This is a genomic window from Ideonella margarita (assembly GCF_038066635.1).
Lineage (GTDB): Bacteria > Pseudomonadota > Gammaproteobacteria > Burkholderiales > Burkholderiaceae_C > Ideonella > Ideonella margarita.
The window spans coordinates 11,585-30,770 of record NZ_JBBUTI010000017.1 but is presented as its reverse complement, the minus strand read 5'-3'; the positions used below and the strand labels follow the sequence as shown (position 1 = coordinate 30,770).

Here is a 19,186-nt window from a genome sequence, read left to right as displayed (position 1 = left end):
CTCAGTCCAGGCGGATCCAGGTGGTCTTCAACTCGGTGTACTTGTCAAAGGCGTGCAGCGACTTGTCGCGGCCGTTGCCGCTCTGCTTGTAGCCGCCGAAGGGCACCGTGATGTCGTCCTCGTCGTACTGGTTGACGTGCACCGTGCCGGCGCGCAGGGCCTTGGCCACGCGGTGGGCGCGGTTGATGTTGTGGCTCCAGACACTGGCTTGCAGGCCGTAGTTCGAGTTGTTGGCCAGGGCCACCGCCTCTTCCTCGGTCTTGAAGCGCAGGACGCTCATCACCGGGCCGAAGATTTCCTCGCGGGCGATCTTCATCTCGTTCGACACGCCGGTGAACACGGTCGGCTCCACATAGAAGCCGCCGGTTTCGGTCCGCACCTGCCGGCCACCGGCCGCGCAGGTGGCGCCTTCGGCATGGCCGGCGTCGATGTAGCCCATGACCGTCTTGAGCTGGGTCTCGTCGACCAGCGCACCCAACTCGGTGTTGGGGTTCAGCGGGTCACCCGGCGCGTACTTCGGTGCCTCTGCGGCCACGAGGGCGGCGAACTCGTCGGCCACGCTGTCGTGCACCAGCACGCGGGATGGCGCATTGCAGCTTTCGCCCTGGTTGAAGAACATCGAGCCAGCGACCGTGCGAGCTGCACGGGCGATGTCGTCGAAGTCGTTGAACACCACGAAGGCCGATTTGCCACCGAGCTCGTTGTAGACGCGCTTGAGGTTGGAGCGGCCCGAATAGTCGAGCATGCGGCGGCCCACGCGGGTGGAGCCGGTGAAGCCGATGGCATCGACGTCCATGTGCAGCGCCAGCGCTTCGCCGGCTTCATGGCCGTAGCCGGGCACCACGTTGAACACGCCCGGCGGAATGCCGGCTTCCACGGCCAGCTCAGCGAGGCGGCAGGCGGTCAGCGGGCTCTTTTCGCTGGGCTTGAGCACCACCGAATTGCCGGCGGCCAGGGCCGGGCCCAGCTTCCAGGCGGCCATGATCATCGGGTAATTCCACGGCACGATGACGCCGATCACGCCCATGGCTTCGCGGGTGATCAGGGCCAGCGCGTTGTCGCCGGTCGGTGCGATCTCGTCATAGACCTTGTCCACAGCTTCGGCATACCAGGCGATGCAGCGCGCGGTGGAAGGCACGTCCACGCCCAGCGAGTGCTGGATGGGCTTGCCCATGTCCAGCGTTTCCAGCAGGGCGAGTTCGTCCTTTGCGCCGAGGATCTTGTCGGCAAAGCGCTGCAGGATCTTCTTGCGCACGGCCGGAGCCTTGCCGCTCCAGCGGCGGTCGTCGAAAGCGGCGCGGGCGGAACGCACGGCGGCGTCGATGTCGGCCGTCTGGCCGCGCACCACGTCGGTCAGGAAGCGGCTGTCGATGGGCGAGTGCTTGGCAAAGGTCTGGCCGTCGACGGCGCTGACGCGCTGGCCGTCGATCACGGCGCGGCCGTCCAGCCGCAGTTCAGTGGCGCGTTGCGCCCAGGAGGTGGAAGCAGTCATGGCGAGTGATCCTTCTTTGTTGTGTCATGCCGCTCGTGGCGGCAGGGCTGCGCCGGCCTCAAGTGGCCGCGCACCAAATGAACGGGCCGCGTGGTAGCGGCCCGTTCCGTGTCTGTGCTGCGAAGAGCCTGCTTGGCGGCGGGGCACAAGGCCCCGTTGCCGCCAGCCAGCCTTCGTCAGAACGCTGTCATCAGAACGCCACGACGAGCGACGTCGCCAGCATCTGGTTGTTCTTCTTCAGCGTGCCCGACTTCACGTCTTCAAACACGGCACGGTCAGCGCCGTCATAGCGCAGTTCCACCTTCATGGTGGTGGAAGTGTCGAAGGCGTACTTCAGGCCCACGGTCAGGGCGTAGCGGTTGGCGCCGCGGTCCGGGTCTTCCGCGGTGGCGCCGATGCCGTTGCGGGTGTCGGCGTACACGCCGGCATCCACGTCCTGCACGCCGGTGTAGCCAAACAGGCCGCCACCGTTCTTGGCGTTGTTGATGTAGTCGGCGCGCACCAGGCCTTGCAGGCGCGGCGTGAACATGTAGCCCATCAGGCCCGACACACCCACCCAGCGTGCGTCACGCAGGTTGCCGTCGGCATCCGGCGTGATGGACGCCTGCTTCTGCTGGCCATAGCTCAGCTGGCCCTGGAAGGTCCAGTCACCGCGGGTGAAATAGCCGTCGACTTCGAACAGGTGCGCGGTGGTGACGCCGCCGTCCAGGTTGAAGTTGGCGGCCTTGCCGTGCATGCCGGCGAAGCCGAAGCCGTTGAACTCACCCTTGGCGTAGTCGACGCGGTAGGCCAGCATCGGCGACTTCTGGCCGCTGGCCTTGATCGTCGAGTTCACATTGCCCACGGCACTGCGAAGCCACCACTTGCCGTCCTTGATGTCCATGCCGACACCCGTGTAGCCGATCGGCAGGGTGAAGTCATACAGCAGGTTGTGGCTGGTGAACGGGTTCAGCGTCGGCTGCTGGTACTCGTAGCCCGACCAGTCCGGAATCTGACCGGCGATCAGACGGGTTTGCAGGTCGCCCAGCGGGATAGAGACGGTGGCTTCCTGGACGATGCTCTTGCCATCAATCGCCGCACCAACGCCGCGGTTGGGCGCCAGCGTCAGCTTCCAGATGGTGCCGCTTTCGGTTTCCTTGGTGAAGTCGATCGCGGCGGTGCCCATGAACGAGGTGTCATAGGAGAAGCCGTCGGCCTGCTGGTTCAGGAACTGGACACCAGCGCGGTTCTGGCCCTTGTTCCAGATGAACACCGGCTCCATGTAGCCCGACACCTTCAGGCCCTTGTAGCCCTGGTCGGTGAAGTTGTCCTGCATGGCTTCGGTCTTCACTGCGATGCGGTTGAACTCGGCCGATTGTTCGGGCGTCATGCCCCACTGGGGTTGGGTCGGCTTTTCAGCCAGCTTCTGCTCCAGATCGGCAATGCGGCCCTTCAGGGACTGCAGTTCCTTGAGCAGGTCGGCATTGGACTGGGCCATCGCCGGGAAGGCCGCAGCCATGGCCACGGCAAGCAGGGAGGGGCGCAGAAACTTCATCTTGGATTTCCTTCTGGCGGGTGGGATCAGGGGGTGTCGGGTCTTCAAAGGGGCGTCATTGCCGCGAGGCAGCAGACATTTCCTGCTGACGGCGGCGTTCGGCACGGGCGATCATGTAGCTGGCTGCAACCACACCCAGCGCCACGATCACCACGATGACCGTGGCCACCGCGTTGACGCTCGGGTTCAGGCCCAGCCGGGCACGGGAAAAGATGACCAGCGGCATGGTGGTGGCGCCGGGGCCGGACAGGAAAGCCGACAGCACCACGTCGTCGAGCGACAGCGTGAAGGTGAGCAGCCAGGCCGACATCAGCGCCTGCGAGATCATCGGCAGCGTGACCAGGAAGAACACCTGGCGCGGCTTGGCGCCGAGGTCCATCGCGGCTTCTTCCAGCTGCGGGTTCAGCTCTTGCAGACGGGCCTGCACCACCACGGTGGCGTACGACATGCCCAGCAGCAGGTGGCCCAGCCACATGGTGAAGGCGCCGCGCTCGGGGAAGCCGATGGCGCGCTGCACCATCACCAGCATCAGGAGCAGCGACAGACCCACCACCACTTCAGGCATCACCAGCGGGGCATTGACCATGCCGGAGAACAGCGTGCGGCCGAAGAAGCGCTTGTACTTGACCAGCGCAAAGGCCGCGAAGGTGCCCAGCACGACCGAGCCGCAGGCGGTGAAGAAGGCGATCTTCATCGACAGCCACAGGCCGGCCAGCATCTCGGTGTCGCTCGCCAATGCGGCATACCACTTGAAGGTGAAGCCACGCCAGACGTTGGCCACCGGTGAGTCGTTGAACGAGAACAGCACCAGTGCCACGATGGGCAGGTACAGGAACACGAAACCGGCCAGCAGCCATGCCTTGCCGAAGCGTTGATTGAACGCGGGAGACAGACGCAACATCACCGTGCCTCCTGGGCTTCCGCCTGGTATTTGTTGAAGATGGCCAGCGGCACGATGATCAGCAGGATCATGACGACCGCGACGCTCGACGCCATCGGCCAGTCGTTGTTGGAGAAGAACTCGTCCCACACCACGCGACCGATCATCAGCGTCTCCGGGCCGCCCAGCAGCTCGGGGATGACGAACTCGCCGACGCAGGGAATGAACACCAGCATCGAGCCGGCGATGATGCCGGCCTTCGACAGCGGCACCGTGATCTTCCAGAAGCCCACCCAGGGCGTGGCGCCCAGGTCAGCCGCCGCTTCCAGCAGGCGCAAGTCCATCTTGGCCAGGTTGGAGTACAGCGGCAGGATCATGAAGGGCAGGTAGGTGTAGATCATGCCCAGCACCAGCGAGAACGGCGAGTTCATCAGGTTGCCCGGTGCGGCGATCAAGCCCCACATGGCCAGCACCTTGTCGATGCCCGTGTTGATCAGCAGATCAGAGATCCAGCCGTTCTCCGACAGCAGGCCCTTCCAGGCATACACGCGCAGCAGGAACGAGGTCCAGAACGGCAGCATCACCAGCATCAGCAACGTGGGCTGCACCGTGGCCTTGGCGCGTGCCATGAAATAGGCGAACGGGTAGCCGATGAACAGGCACAGCACCGTGGTGACAGCCGCGTACTTCAGGCTGGCCAGGTAGGTTTTGTAGTACAGCGCGTCTTCGGTGATGAAGACGTAGTTGCCCAGTTTGAGCGTCAGCGCCAGCAGCCCGTCCTTGTAGGTGATCAGGTCCTTGAAGACCACGGTTTCCATTTCGGAAACGCTGATCTTGGCCAGGATCAGGAAGGGGAAGACGAAGAACACCACCAGCCAGAGGTAAGGCACGGCGATGACGCCCGTGCGACCCCGGAGCAGGCGTGTCAGTGAGTGGAGGAGGTTGCGCATGCGTGACCTCAGGTGGTGAGCACCACGTGTGCCGAATCCGACCACTGCGCCCAGACCTCATCACCCCAGGTGAATTCGTCGGCGCGCTGGCGCACGGTGTTGGCCATGCTGACCTTCAGCATGGCGCCGCTGGCCAGCTTCAGGCGGTACACCGTGAAGCTGCCGAAGTAAGACAGCTCCTCGATCTTGCCGCGCACGCCATTGCGGGTGTCCGCCGGCTGCTCGCGCGTCAACGAGATCTTCTCGGGGCGCAGCGCCACCGTCACCGGCATGCCGAGCGTGCCGGTGATGCCGTGGCCCACGTAGTGGCTGCAATCTGCGCAATCGATGATGACGTGGTCGGGCTCGTCCACCGACACCGCGCCGTCCATCAGGTTCACGTTGCCGATGAAGTCGGCCACGAAGCGGGTCTGCGGGGTTTCGTAGATGTCGCCCGGCGTGCCGACCTGCAGGAAGCGGCCTTCACTCATCACGGCGATGCGGGACGCCATGGTCATGGCCTCTTCCTGGTCGTGGGTCACCATCACGCAGGTCACGCCGACCTGCTCGATGATGTTGACCAGCTCGATCTGGGTCTGCTCGCGCAGCTTCTTGTCGAGTGCGCCCAGCGGCTCGTCGAGCAAGAGCATCTGCGGCTGCTTGGCCAGGCTGCGGGCCAGGGCCACGCGCTGCTGCTGGCCGCCCGACAACTGGTGCGGCTTGCGTTGACCGAACTTGGTCAGCTGCACCAGCTTGAGCATGGCATCAACGCGGGCCGCCACTTCGTCACGCGGCAGGCCGTCACGGCGCAGGCCGAAGGCGATGTTGTCCCACACGGAAAGGTGCGGGAACAGCGCATACGACTGGAACATCATGTTCAGCGGCCGCTCGTAAGGCGGCAAGCCGGACAGGTCCTGGCCATTCAGGATGATGCGGCCGGAAGTGGGGGTCTCGAAACCCGCCAGCATGCGCAACAGGGTCGTCTTGCCGCAGCCCGACGAGCCGAGCAGGGCGAAGATTTCACCCTTGGCAATGTCGAGGCTGACGTGGTTGACGGCCTTGTAACCGTTGAAGTCCTTGACCACGTCCTGGATCTGCAGGAACGCGGTATCGGTGCGCGGTGCGCTGGCGGGAGTGAGCGTCATGATGCGGCGTGCTGCCTTTTACAGTCCGGTTTTGAACGAGGTGTACGTGCGCGTCATCAGACGGCGCAGGTCGTTGTTCAGCGAGCCCGGCGGGATCATCTTCTTCATCTCTGCGTCAGACAGGAAGACGGTCGGGTTGCTGGCCACTTCGGGCTTCACGAACTTGCGCGATTCCTTGTTCGGGTTCGCGTAGAACACCTTGTTCGTCAGTGCGGCATGCACTTCCGGACGCATCACGTAGTTGATCCACTTGTGCGCGTTGTTCGGGTGGGCGGCATCGGCCGGAATGGCCATGACGTCGAAGAACAGCAGGCCGCCAGTGGACGGCAGCAGGGCCTGGATGTTCTGACCCGTCTTGCCTTCAATGGCGCGCTGGCGGGCGATGTTGATGTCACCCGACCAGCCCAGCGACAGGCAGATCGAGCCGTTGGCCAGGTCGTTGATGTAGCCCGACGACGAGAACAGCGTGACGTTCGGACGCACCGACTTCAGCAGCTGGCCGGCGGCCGCATAGTCAGAAGGCACCTTGCTGAACGACGGCTTGCCCAGGTAGTGCAGGGCGGCCGGCACCACTTCGGTGGCCGAGTCGAGGAAGGACACGCCGCACGACTTCAGCTTCGAGATGTACTCGGGCTTGAAGACCAGGTCCCAGGCGTTTTCAGGCATGGGCATGCCACCCAGCGCAGCCTTGACCTTGTCCACGTTGATACCCACCGTGGTGTAGCCCCACAGCCAGTCCACCAGGAAATCATTGCCCGGGTCCATGGCCGCGAGTTGCGCCTGCACCGCCGGGTCAAGGTTCTTCAGGTTCGGCAACTGGCTCTTGTCGAGCTTGCGCAGCAGGCCGCCATCGATCTGCAGCTTGGCCCAGTTCGACGACGGCACGACGATGTCGTAGCCCGTCTTGCCTGCCACCAGCTTGGCGTGGACGATTTCGTTGTTGTCGAAATTGTCGTAACGCACCTTGATGCCGGTTTCCTTCTCGAAGTTCTTGATGGTTTCTTCGGAGATGTAGTCGGACCAGTTGTAGATGTTGAGGACCTTTTCCTCTTCCTGGGCACGGACACTGCCGCTGGCCAGGGTCAGGGCCGCAGCGGCCAGCGAGATCAGGGTGCGCATGGAACTGAACTTCATGATGGAAAGACCTCCGGAGGGGATCAAGGTTGGTGGGTCAACAAAGGCAGGAGCGGGTGGCTTTGGGGCACACACCAAGCACCATTAGCGTGCGAGTCTAGAGACGGGTCGAGCAGGCAGGCATCCGGGGAAGCGCGGTGTGTGTGCATGGCCACAAAACCTTGATCAGAGCCAGCCGTTGCGGGTTGCGTCGGCCAGGGTCAGATCGAGGCAGCGGCGGATCAGGGACATCATCTCGTCCATCTGCGCGCGGTTCATGACCAGCGGCGGGGCGATGATCATGCGGTCGCCAACCGCACGCATGATCAAACCGTTGCCGAAGCAATGACCGCGACAGACCATGCCAATGTCGATCTCGGCCGGGAAGGCCGTGTTCTTGGCTTTGTCCTTGACCAGCAGAATCGCTCCCATCAGCCCGCATGTCTCGGTGTCACCGACCAGTGGATGGTCTTTCAGTGACGCAAATTGCTGAGCAAGATACGGGCCGACATCGTCGCGAACATGCTCCACCAGCTTGAGTTGCTGGATGAGCTTGATGTTGGCCACGGCAACGGCAGACGCCACCGGGTGACCGGAGTAGGTATAGCCGTGGTTGAAGTCGCCGCCTTGCTCGATCAGCACCTTGGCCATGCGGTCGCCGACCATCACGCCGCCCAGCGGGATGTAGCCGGAAGTGACGCCCTTGGCGAAGGTCATCAGGTCGGGCTTGAAGCCCTGGGTCTCGCAGCCGAACCAGTTGCCCGTGCGACCAAAGCCGCAGATGACTTCGTCAGAGACGATGAGCACGCCGTACTTGTCGCAGATGCGCTGGATTTCAGGCCAGTAGGTGGCCGGCGGCACGATCACGCCACCGGCGCCTTGCACCGGCTCACCGATGAACGCGGCCACCTTGTCGGCACCGACTTCGAGGATGCGCTTCTCCAGCCACGAGGCAGCGACCTTGCCGAACTCGGCCTTGTCCATGCCGTGGCCGTGCTCGTGCCAGTAGGGCTGGTCGATGTGGGTGATGTCGGGGATCGGCAGGCCGCCCTGGGCATGCATGTAGCTCATGCCGCCGAGCGAGGCGCCGGCCATCGTCGAGCCGTGATAGCCGTTCTTGCGGCTGATGATGACCTTGCGCTCGGGCTGGCCGAGGATGTCCCAGTAGCGGCGCACCATGCGCACCACCGTGTCATTGCCTTCGGAGCCGGAGCCCGCGAAGAACACATGCTGGAAGTTCGGCGGCGTGACTTCAGCCAGCAGCTCGGCCAGCTCGATGGCCGGCGGCGTGGCCGTCTGGAAGAACGCGTTGTAGAAGGGCAGCTCCTTCATCTGGCGCGTGGCTGCTTCCACCAGTGAGTTCTGGCCATAGCCCACGTTCACGCACCACAGGCCGCTCATCGCGTCGAGGATCTTCTTGCCCTCGCTGTCCCAGAGGTAGATGCCTTCGGCCTTGGTGATGATGCGCGAGCCCTTCTTGGCCAGTGCACCAAAGTCGGTGAACGGGTGCAGAAAGTGGGCAGCGTCGGCTTGCTGCCATTCGCGGGTGCTGCGCTTGCTTGCCACGGCAGGGGCCTGGATGACGATGGTGTTGTCTTGCATGGTGGATGTTCCGTTAGAGAAGCCACCCTTTTGGGGCGGCCTTGAGCAACAGGAGGTAAGAGATCAGACGTGAAGCAGCAGGTGCTCGCGCTCCCACGGCGAGATCACCTTCATGAACTCGGCGTGCTCGATTTCCTTCACCTCGGTGTAGACGGTGACGAAGTCTTCGCCCAGCACGGCGGCCAGTTCCTTGTCGGCGCGCAGCAACTCCAGCGCTTCACCCAGGCTGCGCGGCAGCTGGTAATCGCCGAGGTAGGCGTCGCCCTTGCACTCGGGTGACGGCTCGATCTTGTTCTTGATGCCCAGGTAGCCGCAGGCCAGCGTGGCCGCCAGTGCGCAGTACGGGTTGGCATCAGCACCGATCACGCGGTTCTCGACGCGGCGGGCCTGTGACGATGCCACTGGCGAGCGGATGCCGACCGTGCGGTTGTCCGTGCCCCACTGGATGTTGATCGGAGCCGCGGTGTGGCGCGACAGGCGGCGGTAGCTGTTCACGTACGGGGCGAACAGGGCCATGGCCGAGGGGATGTGCTTCTGCAGACCGCCGATGTACCAGAAGAACTCCTGGCTTGGCGTGCCGTCTTCATTGCTGAATAGGTTGCGGCCGGTCTTGCGGTTCACCAGGCTCTGGTGGATGTGCATGGCGCTGCCCGGCTCGCCGGCAATCGGCTTGGCCATGAAGGTGGCGTACATGTCGTGGCGCAGGGCCGCTTCACGCACCGTGCGCTTGAAGAAGAACACCTCATCGGCCAGGCCCAGCGGGTGGGCGTGGAAGAAGTTGATTTCCATCTGGCCGGCACCGATTTCATGAATCAGCGTGTCGACGTTCAACTCCATCTTTTCGCAGTACTCGTAGACGTCTTCGAACAGCGGATCGAACTCGTTCACCGCGTCGATCGAATACGCCTGACGCGACGTTTCCGAGCGACCGCTGCGGCCGATCGGCGGCTTCAGCGGCATGTCGGGGTCGGTGTTGCGGGCAACCAGATAGAACTCCAGCTCCGGCGCCACCACCGGGTCCCAGCCCTCGGCGTCGAACAGGTCGCACACCCGGCGCAGCACCGAGCGCGGCGCGAACGGCACCAGATTGCCGTCACGGTCGTAGCAGTCGTGGATGACCTGCGCGGTCGGGTCGGTGGCCCAGGGCACGATGCGCACGGACGCCGGATCAGGGCGCAGGTGCATGTCGCGGTCGGTCGGGTTGATGACGTCGTAGTACGGGCCTTCTTCCGGGAATTCGCCCGTCACGCCCATGGCCACCACGGCCTCGGGCAAGCGCATGCCGCGGTCTTCGGTGAATTTCTGGCGAGGCAGGATCTTGCCGCGAGCCACCCCGGTGAGGTCAGGCACGAGACATTCGATCTCGGTCACGCGTTGCTGGTCGAGCCACTGTTCGAGCTCGGCGAAATTGAAGTGTTTTTTGCTGGCCATGTGAGGCACCTGCTGAATCGTTCATTGCGCACGGTGGAAACCTGCATCACGCAGGCCATCGGGCCGCGCGGGCCCCGATGGGAAAGTCGGTGTGTTTGCTCAGCGGCCGGCAGGCTCGGGGCCGCGGTGCTTGTCGCGCCATACCCGGCAGGCAGCGCCGAAGGCACTGAGCATCGCGCGGGACACCGGGTTGTCAGCAGCCAGCCATTCCGGGTGCCATTGCACGCACAGGCTGAAGCCGCTCGACTGGGCGACTGAAAACGCTTCGATCAAACCATCCGGCGCGCGGGCTTCCACCCGCAGGCCGGGGGCCAGGGTGTTGACGGCCTGGCCGTGCACCGAATTCACGGTGAACGCCGGCTGGCCAACGATGCTGGCGAGCACGCCACCCGACTCGACATGCACCTCGTGCGCCGGGCCGTAGGCCGTGGCCGCAGGCGCACCTTCGGGGGCACGGTGGTCATGGTGGCCGGGCACTTCCTGCACGGCCTGGTGCAGCGAGCCCCCCAGCGCCACATTGGTTTCCTGGGTGCCGCGGCAGATGCCGAACAGCGGCATGCCACGCGCCACCACGGCGCGGATGAGCGGCAGCGTCCAGCTGTCGCGCAGCGGGTCGAGCGGCAGGCTCGGGTCATGCACGTCTTCACCGAAGTGCGACGGATGCACATTGGACGGCGAGCCGGTCAGCAACACGCCGTCGGCCATGTCGAGCAGCGCGTCGATCTCGTCGGGCTCGGCCGAGGGCACGATCAAGGGCAGGGCACCGGCCAGGCGCACTGCATCGAGGTACTTCTTGCCAGCGATGTGGAAGGGGTGCTCACCCAGCATGCGGTTGCAGGCGGGCACCAGCACGACGGGTTTGCGGATGGGGGAAGAATTGGCGTTGCTCATGGTGTTCATCCCAGCAGGTCACGCAGGCGGTACCAGGCCATGCCCAGCACCAGGGCCGGTGTGCGCAGCAACGGGCCGCCCGGGAAGTTGCGATGCTGGATGCGGCTGAACAGGTCGAACCGGCTGGCATCGCCGTGCATGGCCTCAGCCACCACGCGGCCGGCCAGGCCTGTTAGCGCCAGGCCATGGCCCGAGAAGCCTTGCAGGTAGTAGAGGTTGGAGCCGATGCGACCGAAGTCGGGCGCGCGGTTCATCGTGATGTCGACAAAGCCGCCCCAGGCAAATTCCACCTTGGTGCCGGCCAGCTGCGGGAAGGTGCCCACCATGCGCTGGCGCATGCTTTCAGCCAGGTTCGGCGGGGTGCGCGTGCTGTAACTCACCCGGCCGCCGTAGAGCATGCGGTGGTCGTTGGTGGTGCGGAAGTAGTCGAGCACGAAGTTGGTGTCGCACACGGCCGAGCGGCTTGGAATCAAGCTGTCCGCCAGGGCCGGGTCCATCGCTTCGGAGCACACGATGTAGGTGCCGACCGGCATGATGCGCTGCTCAAGTTCAGGCGCCAGGCCCTGGGCATACACGTTGCCCGCCAGCAGCACCTGCTTCGCCTGCACCTGGCCAGTGGCGGTGTGCAGCACGGCGGTGTCACCCCGCTGCAGCCGTGTGACGGCGCTGTCTTCAAAGATCTGCACGCCGGCCTCTGCGGCAGCGCGGGCAATGCCCAGCGCGTACTTGAGCGGGTGCAGGTGGCCGGATTGCGGATCATGCAGGCCGCCGTGGTAGCGCGGGCTGTCGATCCACTGGCGCACGTCGGCACCGCTGATGGGGGTGAAGGCCGTGTTGTATGTGCGGGCCATGTGCTCGCACCACTTGGCCAGGTCAGCCGCCTTGCCCGGGCTGGTGGCCAGCCCGAGGTAGCCGTCGCGCCAGTCGCAGTCGATGCCGTGGCGCTCGCTGCGCTGGCGCAGCAGGCTCAGCGCCTCGATGGTCATGTCCCAGACCTTGCGCGCATCACCCAGGCCCAGCTGGGCCTCGATCGTGGTCTGGTCACAAGCGAGGCCGTGGATGGCCTGACCGCCATTGCGACCGCTGGCGCCCCAGCCGACCTGGCGGGCCTCCAGCAGCACCACCGACACCCCTCGCTCAGCCAGCTCCAGCGCGGCCGTCAGGCCGGCGAGACCGCCGCCGACGATGGCCACATCGCAGGCCATCGTGCCGACCAGGGAAGGAAATCGCTGGGTCCGCGGCGCTGTGGCGACGTAATAGGACTGGCGGGCTAGATCTTGATCGACGCTGAGGAAAGTCATACGGTAGGCGCTAGGCAAGCCCTTTGTGATGTGCGGATGATGTTGACGTGGTGAACGCGAGCAAGCTTCAAGCCATGCACATCAAGCCACACGCTTCAACGCGGTGCGGATGGTGTCCACCAGCTGGTCGATCTGGGTGCGTTCGATGATCAGTGGAGGCGACAACGCGATCGTGTCGCCCGTCGTGCGCAGCAGCACCCCTTGCTTGTGGAAGGCGTCGAGGAAAACATCGAACGCGCGCTGGGTGGGTGCGCCCGGCCGCGGCGTGAGCTCGATGCCGCCCACCAGGCCGATGTTGCGGATGTCGATCACGTGCGGCGCGTCGCGCAGGCTGTGCAGCGCTTCGGCAAAGTAGCCCTGCAGTTCAGACGCACGCGTCAGCAGGCCCTCTTCGGCGTAGGTATCGAGCGTGGCCAGGCCGGCCGCGCAGGCCAGCGGGTGCGCCGAGTAGGTGTAGCCGTGGAAGAACTCGATGAGGTGCTCCGGGCCCTGCATGAAAGCGTCGTAGACATGCTGGCGGGCAATCACGGCGCCCATCGGCACGCAGCCATTGGTCAGGCCCTTGGCCACGGTCATCAGGTCAGGCGTGACACCGAAGGTCTGTGCGCCGAACGGTGCGCCCGTGCGGCCGAAGCCGGTGATGACCTCGTCGAAAATCAGCAGGATGCCGTGCTTGTCGCACAGCTCACGCAGACGCTGCAGGTAGCCTTGCGGCGGCACCAGCACGCCGGTGGAGCCGGCCACGGGCTCGACGATGACGGCAGCGATGGTGGAGGCGTCGTGCAGGGCGCACAGGCGTTCAAGGTCATCGGCCAGATCAGCGCCGTGGGCGGGCTGACCCACGCTGAAGGCGTTCTTGGCCGGATCGTGCGTGTGGCGCAGGTGATCGACACCGCCCAGCATGTTGCCGAACATCTTGCGGTTGGCGACCATGCCGCCCACCGAGATGCCACCGAAGTTGACGCCGTGGTAACCCCGCTCGCGGCCGATCAGGCGGGTGCGGTGGCCTTCGCCGCGCACGCGGTGGTAGGCCAGGGCCATCTTCAGCGCGGTTTCCACCGACTCGGAACCCGAGTTGGTGAAGAACACCTTGTTCATGTCACCCGGGGCCAGGGCCGCCACACGCTCAGCCAGCTCGAAAGCCTTGGGGTGGGCCATCTGGAAGGGCGGTGCGTAATCCAGCTCAGCGGCCTGTTCGGCAATGGCTTGAACGATGCGCGGGCGGGCATGGCCGGCGTTCACGCACCACAGGCCGGCAACGCCGTCGAGGATCTGGCGACCGTCGTCCGTCCAGTAATGCATGCCGGAGGAGCGTGCCAACAAGCGGGGTTGCTGTTTGAACTGGCGGTTCGCGGTGAACGGCATCCAGTAAGCGTCAAGTGCTGCAGTCATTCGTGCTTTCCTTCACACACCGTGGCCGATTGGCGCTTTGACAGTGTGCGTCTTGTTGGGAAATCAGTCTAGCCAAGCAGGCGCGCAATGTGCTTGCGCGATGAACCGGGGGCAACCCCGCTTCACACAACTTTGTGCGAACAATCGTGCAAGAATCAGAACATCATGCGAAGTAGCCACAATTTGCCGCAATTGGATGCGATCGACCGCAACATTCTGGCCGAGCTCCAGAACGACGGAAAACTCTCGAACGTGGAGTTGGCCCAGCGGGTTCACCTGTCGCCATCGGCCTGCTTGCGCCGTGTCAAACAGCTGGAAGAAGAGGGCGTGATCGCCCAGTACGTGGCGCTGCTGAACCCGAAGGCGGTGGGGCAGCACGGCACCAGCTTCACCATCATCAACCTCGAGACCATGAGCAACGCGCTGCTCGGTGCGTTCGAGCAGGCGGTGCGCGACGAGCCGCAGATCCTCGATTGTTATTACGTGGCCGGCTCGAACGACTACCTGATCCGCTTCAGCTACCGCGACGCGGAAGACTTGGAGCGCTTCCACACCGAAGTGCTGATGCGCCTGCCGGGCGTCGAGCGCTCGAACTCCATGCTGGTGCTGCGCACGGTGAAGAAGACCACCGCCTTGCCACTGTGAGGCGTTTTAGCGCCCGAACGCGCTGGCGGCGGCCTCGGTAGTTTCCATGAGTGGAAACGCGTTTCACGATGCGGAAATTTCGCCTGTTGCAGCGCAGCAGAATTTTTCATGGCGAAAAATCTGATTTCACATCCTGATATGAAAATCGCAAGCCATTGATTTACAACGAAAACATTTTTAGTCTTATATAAGACATAGGACTTCCCAAGCGGCAAGGTCGGGCGTAATCTTGGTCCCAGGTTGAAACACTTTTTTCCCTGCACTCAAGGAGCCACTCATGACCCGACTGACCCGCGAACAACAAATCGCCGCACTCGAAAAGGACTGGGCTGAAAACCCCCGCTGGAAGCTCGTCAAGCGCGGCTACAGCGCCGCTGACGTCGTGCGTCTGCGTGGCAGCCTGCAACCTGAATACACGCTGGCACAGCGTGGCGCAGAGAACCTCTGGGCCAAGGTGAACGGCGGCGCCAAGAAGGGCTACGTCAACGCCTTCGGCGCCATCACCGCCGGCCAGGCGATGCAGCAGGCCAAGGCTGGCCTGGAAGCCGTGTACCTGTCGGGCTGGCAAGTCGCCGCTGACGGCAACACCAGCGAAACCATGTACCCCGACCAGTCGCTGTATGCGTACGACTCGGTGCCGACGATGGTTCGCCGCATCAACAACACCTTCAAGCGCGCTGACGAAATCCAGTGGTCGCGTGGCATCAACCCGGGCGATGAAGGCTTCGTCGACTACTTCCTGCCGATCGTGGCTGACGCTGAAGCCGGTTTCGGCGGCGTGCTGAACGCCTTCGAGCTGATGAAGAACATGATCGCCGCAGGTGCTGCCGGCGTTCACTTCGAAGACCAGCTGGCTGCCGTGAAGAAGTGCGGCCACATGGGTGGCAAGGTGCTGGTGCCGACCGGTGAAGCCGTCGAGAAGCTGATCGCCGCGCGCTTTGCCGCCGACGTCATGGGCGTGCCGACCATCGTGCTGGCCCGTACCGATGCTGAAGCCGCCAACCTGCTGACCAGCGACCACGACGAGAACGACAAGCCGTTCCTGACCGGCGAGCGTACGCAAGAAGGCTTCTACCGCGTCAAGAATGGCCTGGAACAAGCCATCAGCCGCGGCATCGCCTACGCCCCGTACGCCGACCTGGTGTGGTGCGAAACCGGCACGCCGGACCTGGGCTTCGCCCGTGAGTTCGCCCAAGCCGTGCACGCCGCCTGCCCGGGCAAGCTGCTGAGCTACAACTGCTCGCCGTCGTTCAACTGGAAGAAGAACCTGGACGACCGCACCATTGCCAAGTTCCAGGAAGAGCTCTCGGCACTGGGCTACAAGTACCAGTTCATCACCCTGGCCGGCATCCACATCAACTGGTACAACACGTTCCAGTTCGCCCACGCCTACGCTCGCGGCGAAGGCATGAAGCACTACGTCGAACAAGTGCAGGAACAAGAGTTCAAGGCACGCGACAAGGGCTACACCTTCGTGTCGCACCAGCAGGAAGTTGGCGCCGGCTACTTCGACGACGTGACCACGGTCATCCAGGGCGGCAGCTCCAGCGTCAAGGCGCTGACCGGCTCGACCGAGGAAGAACAGTTCCACTGAAGGAACAAGCAGGGGGCCTGAGGAGACATCACCCCATTCGGTGAACCGCCGCCTACAGCGGCAGCAAACCGGGCCCGGTCGCCACAAGCGACCGGGCCTTTCTCATTTCAGCGCAGGCTGCCCACGTACCGGGGGGCAGCCACGCGCGGGGCCGGCGCCGGGCTCGCCGCCTCGACAGCGCTGCGTGGCGCTTGCCGGCTGTCGGCAAACTCACTGTGCCGGCCGTCGCGCGCATCCAGGTTGCGCGCCGCGCGCACGGGCGCCACTGCGGGCAGCAGGGCGGCCTCCAGCTTGCGCGCCCAGTCGTGCATCTCGGGCTGGTCCGGCTCGGCCAGGGCCACGCGGATGATCTCGCGGGCGTATTCCTGACTGCGCACCATCCATTCCACATCAGTGACGCGGCCGAGCTTCCGGCGCATCACCACATGCAGGTGCGCCGCGAGGGCCAGTTTTTCGCTGTCAAGCATGTCCGTCCTCCAGGTTCAGGTCAGATCGTGTTGAAGCAGGGCGCTCACGCCACCCGCTCGCCGTGCTGGCTCAAGTCCAGGCCGTCGTTTTCCTGCGCCTCGGTCACGCGCAGGCCGATCAGCCCGTTCACTGCCCACAAGATCAAGGCGGTGACGCCGGCGCTCCACAGCACCGTGGCACCCGCCGCTTCCGCCTGGGCCAGCACCGAGCCGCTGACACCACCAATGCGCGGGTCAGCCAGCCAGCCCGTCATCAAGGCGCCAATCAGGCCGCCCATGCCGTGCACACCGAATACATCGAGCGAATCGTCTGCACGCAGCAGCCGCTTCAGGCCCGTGGCGCCCCAGTAGCAGCCCAGACCGGCCACCAAGCCAATCAACACCGCAGAGGCGGGCGAAACAAATCCGGACGCGGGCGTGATGGCCACCAGGCCCGCCACCGCGCCGCTGCACAGGCCGAGCAAGGTCGGCGTGCGGCGCACCAGCCACTCCACCAGCATCCAGCTGACGGCACCAGCCGCTGCTGCCAACTGTGTCACCAGCATGGCCATGCCGGCCCGGCCATCAGCAGCACCGGCCGAGCCACCGTTGAAGCCCATCCAGCCAACCCACAGCAGCGACGCGCCCATCATCGTCATGCCCAGATTGGCGGGCATCAGGGCGATCTTGCCGTAGCCCTGGCGCGGACCCACCATCCAGGCCGCCACCAGGCCCGCCACACCCGCATTGATGTGCACCACCGTGCCGCCAGCAAAGTCGAGCGCGCCGCGCTGGGCCAACCAGCCCTCTGACGACCAGACCCAGTGCGCCACCGGTGCATAAACCAGCAGCAGCCAGGCAGCCACGAACCAGAACAGGGCGGCGAAGCGGATGCGCTCGGCGAACGCGCCCACGATCAGGGCAGGCGTGATGATGGCGAAGGTGAGCTGAAACATCACGAACACCGATTCGGGCACCGTGGGTGCCAGCGGATGCACCGACAAAGTGCCCGCGGCCTTGTGGAACTTGAGTGAATCGAGCCATGCGCCTTCAGTGCCACCGATGAATGGCGTGCCAGGCATGAAGGCCAGGCTGTAGCCGATGCCGAACCACAGCAGCGTCACGAGAGCGGCAACGGCCAGCACCTGGGCCATGGTCGACAGGATGTTCTTCTTGCGCACCATGCCGGCGTAAAAGAGCGCCAGGCCGGGCAGCGTCATCAACAGCACCAGCACGGTGGCTGTGATCATCCAGGCGGTGTCACCACCACTGATCTGCGCTGCGGGCACGAGCGGTGTGTAGCCGCTGGCCGTGAAGGTGGTTGGCGCTGCCGGCTGTGCGAGGGCCGGTGGTTGAGCTGCCAGCAGCCCCGCGCAAAAAAAGACCGGCGCAACGCGCCCCCAGAAAGCACGAAAATTCGATCCCATCGACACCGTCCATGTTGTGTACTGCTGACGGAGATCGAGCAAATTCCGCGCCAATTCATGGCGCACGCAGCATCAAGAACGATTTGGCGTGTCGGGAGATCGCGCTGGCACCGACTGCGCCTAGAGCGACGCGGTCAACATGACGTGATAGTCGGCCCGGCTGGCCAGGCGGGGGTTGGTCGCGTGGCAGTGGTCCTTCATCGCGTGGTCGATGATGGCGTCGAACATCGACGCATCAACGCCCATCGCCGCCAAGCCGGTCGGCAGGCCGAGCCGGGCGTTCAGGGTAGTGACGGCGTTGGCCACCAAATCAGCGACCACTTCAGCGGCAACGTCGGCTTGTGACGCATCGCCAAGCTGCAGGCCCATGGCCGCCGCCATGCGCTGCAGGCGCCGATCGCGCTGGACACTGTCTGCGCCCGCATTGAACCGGATGACTGCGGGCAGGAACACGGCGTTCAAGGTGCCGTGGTGAAGGCGCGGGTTCAGTCCGCCCAGGCTGTGGCTGAGCGAATGCACGCAGCCCAGCCCCTTCTGGAAAGCCATCGCGCCTTGCATGCTGGCGCTCATCATGGCCCAGCGGGCATCGCGGTCGCTGCCGTCACGCGTGGCGCGCTCGATGTGCGCCCAGCCGCGCGCCAGGCCGTCCAATGCAATGCCATCAGCCGGCGGATTGACGGCGGCCGACATGAAGGTTTCCATGCAGTGCGCGATCGCATCCATGCCGGTGGCCGCCGTCAACATGGGCGGCAGGCCCACGGTCAAGGCCGGGTCGAGCAGGGCGGCCTTGGGCATCAGGTGCCAGCTGTGAAAGCCCAGCTTGCGGCCGTCGTCAACGATCAGGATGGCGCCTCGGGCGACCTCGCTGCCGGTGCCCGCGGTGGTGGGCACGGCGATCAGCGGCGCCGCAGCGGCCGTGATCTTCAAGCTGCCGCCTTCGATGGTGGCGTAGGTCGTCAGCGGGCCTGGGTGGGTAGCGGCGATGGCCACGCCCTTCGCCAGGTCGATGCTGGAGCCGCCGCCCACCGCAATCAGGCCGTCGCACTGGCCAGCGGCGTAGGCCGCCACGGCAGCGCGCACGGCAGCTTCGGTCGGGTTGGACGGTGTGCCGTCAAAGACGGTGACGGGCAGGCCGGCCACGGCATCTTCCACCGGCTTCAACACACCGGCGGCGCGAACGCCGAGGTCCGTCACGATCATCGGCCGCTGGATGCCGAGCCGCTGGCACTCGGCGGCCAGCAGGCCCACCACGCCAAAATCGATGTCTATCTGGGTCAAGTACTGAATGCGTGCCATCGCCAAAGTATCCTTTGCAGTCCACCGCCTGACACCTGAGATTAACCTTGAGTACATCGCTGCTGACG

At 64.7% G+C, this 19,186-nt stretch carries 16 protein-coding genes; 2 read left to right on the top strand and 14 right to left on the bottom strand.

The annotated features are described in order from the left end of the window. Position 1: 1 nt before the first annotated feature. The 11 genes from AACH00_RS18890 to aptA all read right to left on the bottom strand — a co-directional run bounded on the left by AACH00_RS18890 (position 2) and on the right by aptA (position 13,710). Positions 2–1,492, bottom strand: a complete 1,491-nt coding sequence (locus AACH00_RS18890) for an aldehyde dehydrogenase (protein ID WP_341400739.1) — start codon at positions 1,490–1,492, stop codon at positions 2–4. 190 nt (positions 1,493–1,682) lie between these two features. After that, on the bottom strand, positions 1,683–3,026 hold the full coding sequence (locus AACH00_RS18885) for a DUF3138 family protein (protein ID WP_341400738.1): 1,344 nt from the start codon (positions 3,024–3,026) through the stop codon (positions 1,683–1,685). Between the two features lie 55 nt (positions 3,027–3,081). After that, the gene (locus AACH00_RS18880) at positions 3,082–3,927 is read right to left on the bottom strand and encodes an ABC transporter permease (RefSeq protein WP_341400737.1); all 846 of its coding nucleotides are present in this window, start codon (positions 3,925–3,927) and stop codon (positions 3,082–3,084) included. After that, positions 3,927–4,856, bottom strand: a complete 930-nt coding sequence (locus AACH00_RS18875) for an ABC transporter permease subunit (protein ID WP_341400736.1) — start codon at positions 4,854–4,856, stop codon at positions 3,927–3,929. The genes AACH00_RS18880 and AACH00_RS18875 overlap by 1 nt, the downstream gene beginning before the upstream one ends. An 8-nt stretch (positions 4,857–4,864) precedes the next feature. Further along, positions 4,865–5,980, bottom strand: a complete 1,116-nt coding sequence (locus AACH00_RS18870) for an ABC transporter ATP-binding protein (protein WP_341400735.1) — start codon at positions 5,978–5,980, stop codon at positions 4,865–4,867. An 18-nt stretch (positions 5,981–5,998) separates the two neighbouring features. Beyond that, a complete protein-coding gene (locus tag AACH00_RS18865) occupies positions 5,999–7,114 on the bottom strand; it encodes a polyamine ABC transporter substrate-binding protein (RefSeq protein ID WP_341400734.1) in 1,116 nt (371 codons plus the stop codon). Between the two features lie 165 nt (positions 7,115–7,279). Further along, on the bottom strand, positions 7,280–8,695 hold the full coding sequence (locus AACH00_RS18860) for an aspartate aminotransferase family protein (protein WP_341400733.1): 1,416 nt from the start codon (positions 8,693–8,695) through the stop codon (positions 7,280–7,282). 63 nt (positions 8,696–8,758) lie between these two features. After that, the gene (locus tag AACH00_RS18855; protein ID WP_341400732.1) at positions 8,759–10,126 is read right to left on the bottom strand and encodes a glutamine synthetase family protein; all 1,368 of its coding nucleotides are present in this window, start codon (positions 10,124–10,126) and stop codon (positions 8,759–8,761) included. A gap of 99 nt (positions 10,127–10,225) precedes the next feature. After that, positions 10,226–11,017, bottom strand: a complete 792-nt coding sequence (locus AACH00_RS18850) for a gamma-glutamyl-gamma-aminobutyrate hydrolase family protein (protein ID WP_341400731.1) — start codon at positions 11,015–11,017, stop codon at positions 10,226–10,228. Between the two features lie 5 nt (positions 11,018–11,022). Next, complete coding sequence (locus AACH00_RS18845; protein WP_341400730.1) at positions 11,023–12,318, bottom strand: NAD(P)/FAD-dependent oxidoreductase; 1,296 nt, start codon at positions 12,316–12,318, stop codon at positions 11,023–11,025. Positions 12,319–12,399: 81 nt separating this feature from the next. Continuing rightward, positions 12,400–13,710: an omega-aminotransferase AptA gene (aptA, locus tag AACH00_RS18840; RefSeq protein ID WP_341400729.1), complete on the bottom strand. Its 1,311-nt coding sequence runs from the start codon at positions 13,708–13,710 to the stop codon at positions 12,400–12,402. 165 nt (positions 13,711–13,875) lie between these two features. On the opposite strand from aptA, the gene AACH00_RS18835 reads away from it, so the two are divergent. Together AACH00_RS18835 and aceA are read left to right on the top strand one after the other, a co-directional pair. After that, positions 13,876–14,355, top strand: a complete 480-nt coding sequence (locus tag AACH00_RS18835) for an Lrp/AsnC family transcriptional regulator (RefSeq protein ID WP_341400728.1) — start codon at positions 13,876–13,878, stop codon at positions 14,353–14,355. Positions 14,356–14,632: 277 nt separating this feature from the next. Then, the gene (aceA, locus tag AACH00_RS18830; protein ID WP_341400727.1) at positions 14,633–15,949 is read left to right on the top strand and encodes an isocitrate lyase; all 1,317 of its coding nucleotides are present in this window, start codon (positions 14,633–14,635) and stop codon (positions 15,947–15,949) included. Positions 15,950–16,056: 107 nt separating this feature from the next. On the opposite strand, the gene AACH00_RS18825 is transcribed toward aceA, so the two are convergent. The 3 genes from AACH00_RS18825 to AACH00_RS18815 all read right to left on the bottom strand — a co-directional run bounded on the left by AACH00_RS18825 (position 16,057) and on the right by AACH00_RS18815 (position 19,118). Further along, entirely contained in the window at positions 16,057–16,416 is a 360-nt protein-coding gene (locus AACH00_RS18825) for a hypothetical protein (RefSeq protein WP_341400726.1), read from the bottom strand. A 44-nt stretch (positions 16,417–16,460) separates the two neighbouring features. Beyond that, positions 16,461–17,645 (bottom strand): ammonium transporter, encoded by a 1,185-nt coding sequence (locus AACH00_RS18820; protein WP_341400725.1) that lies wholly within the window; start codon positions 17,643–17,645, stop codon positions 16,461–16,463. 297 nt (positions 17,646–17,942) lie between these two features. Further along, positions 17,943–19,118, bottom strand: coding sequence for an iron-containing alcohol dehydrogenase (locus AACH00_RS18815; RefSeq protein ID WP_341400724.1), 1,176 nt, complete (start codon positions 19,116–19,118; stop codon positions 17,943–17,945). Positions 19,119–19,186: the final 68 nt, after the last annotated feature.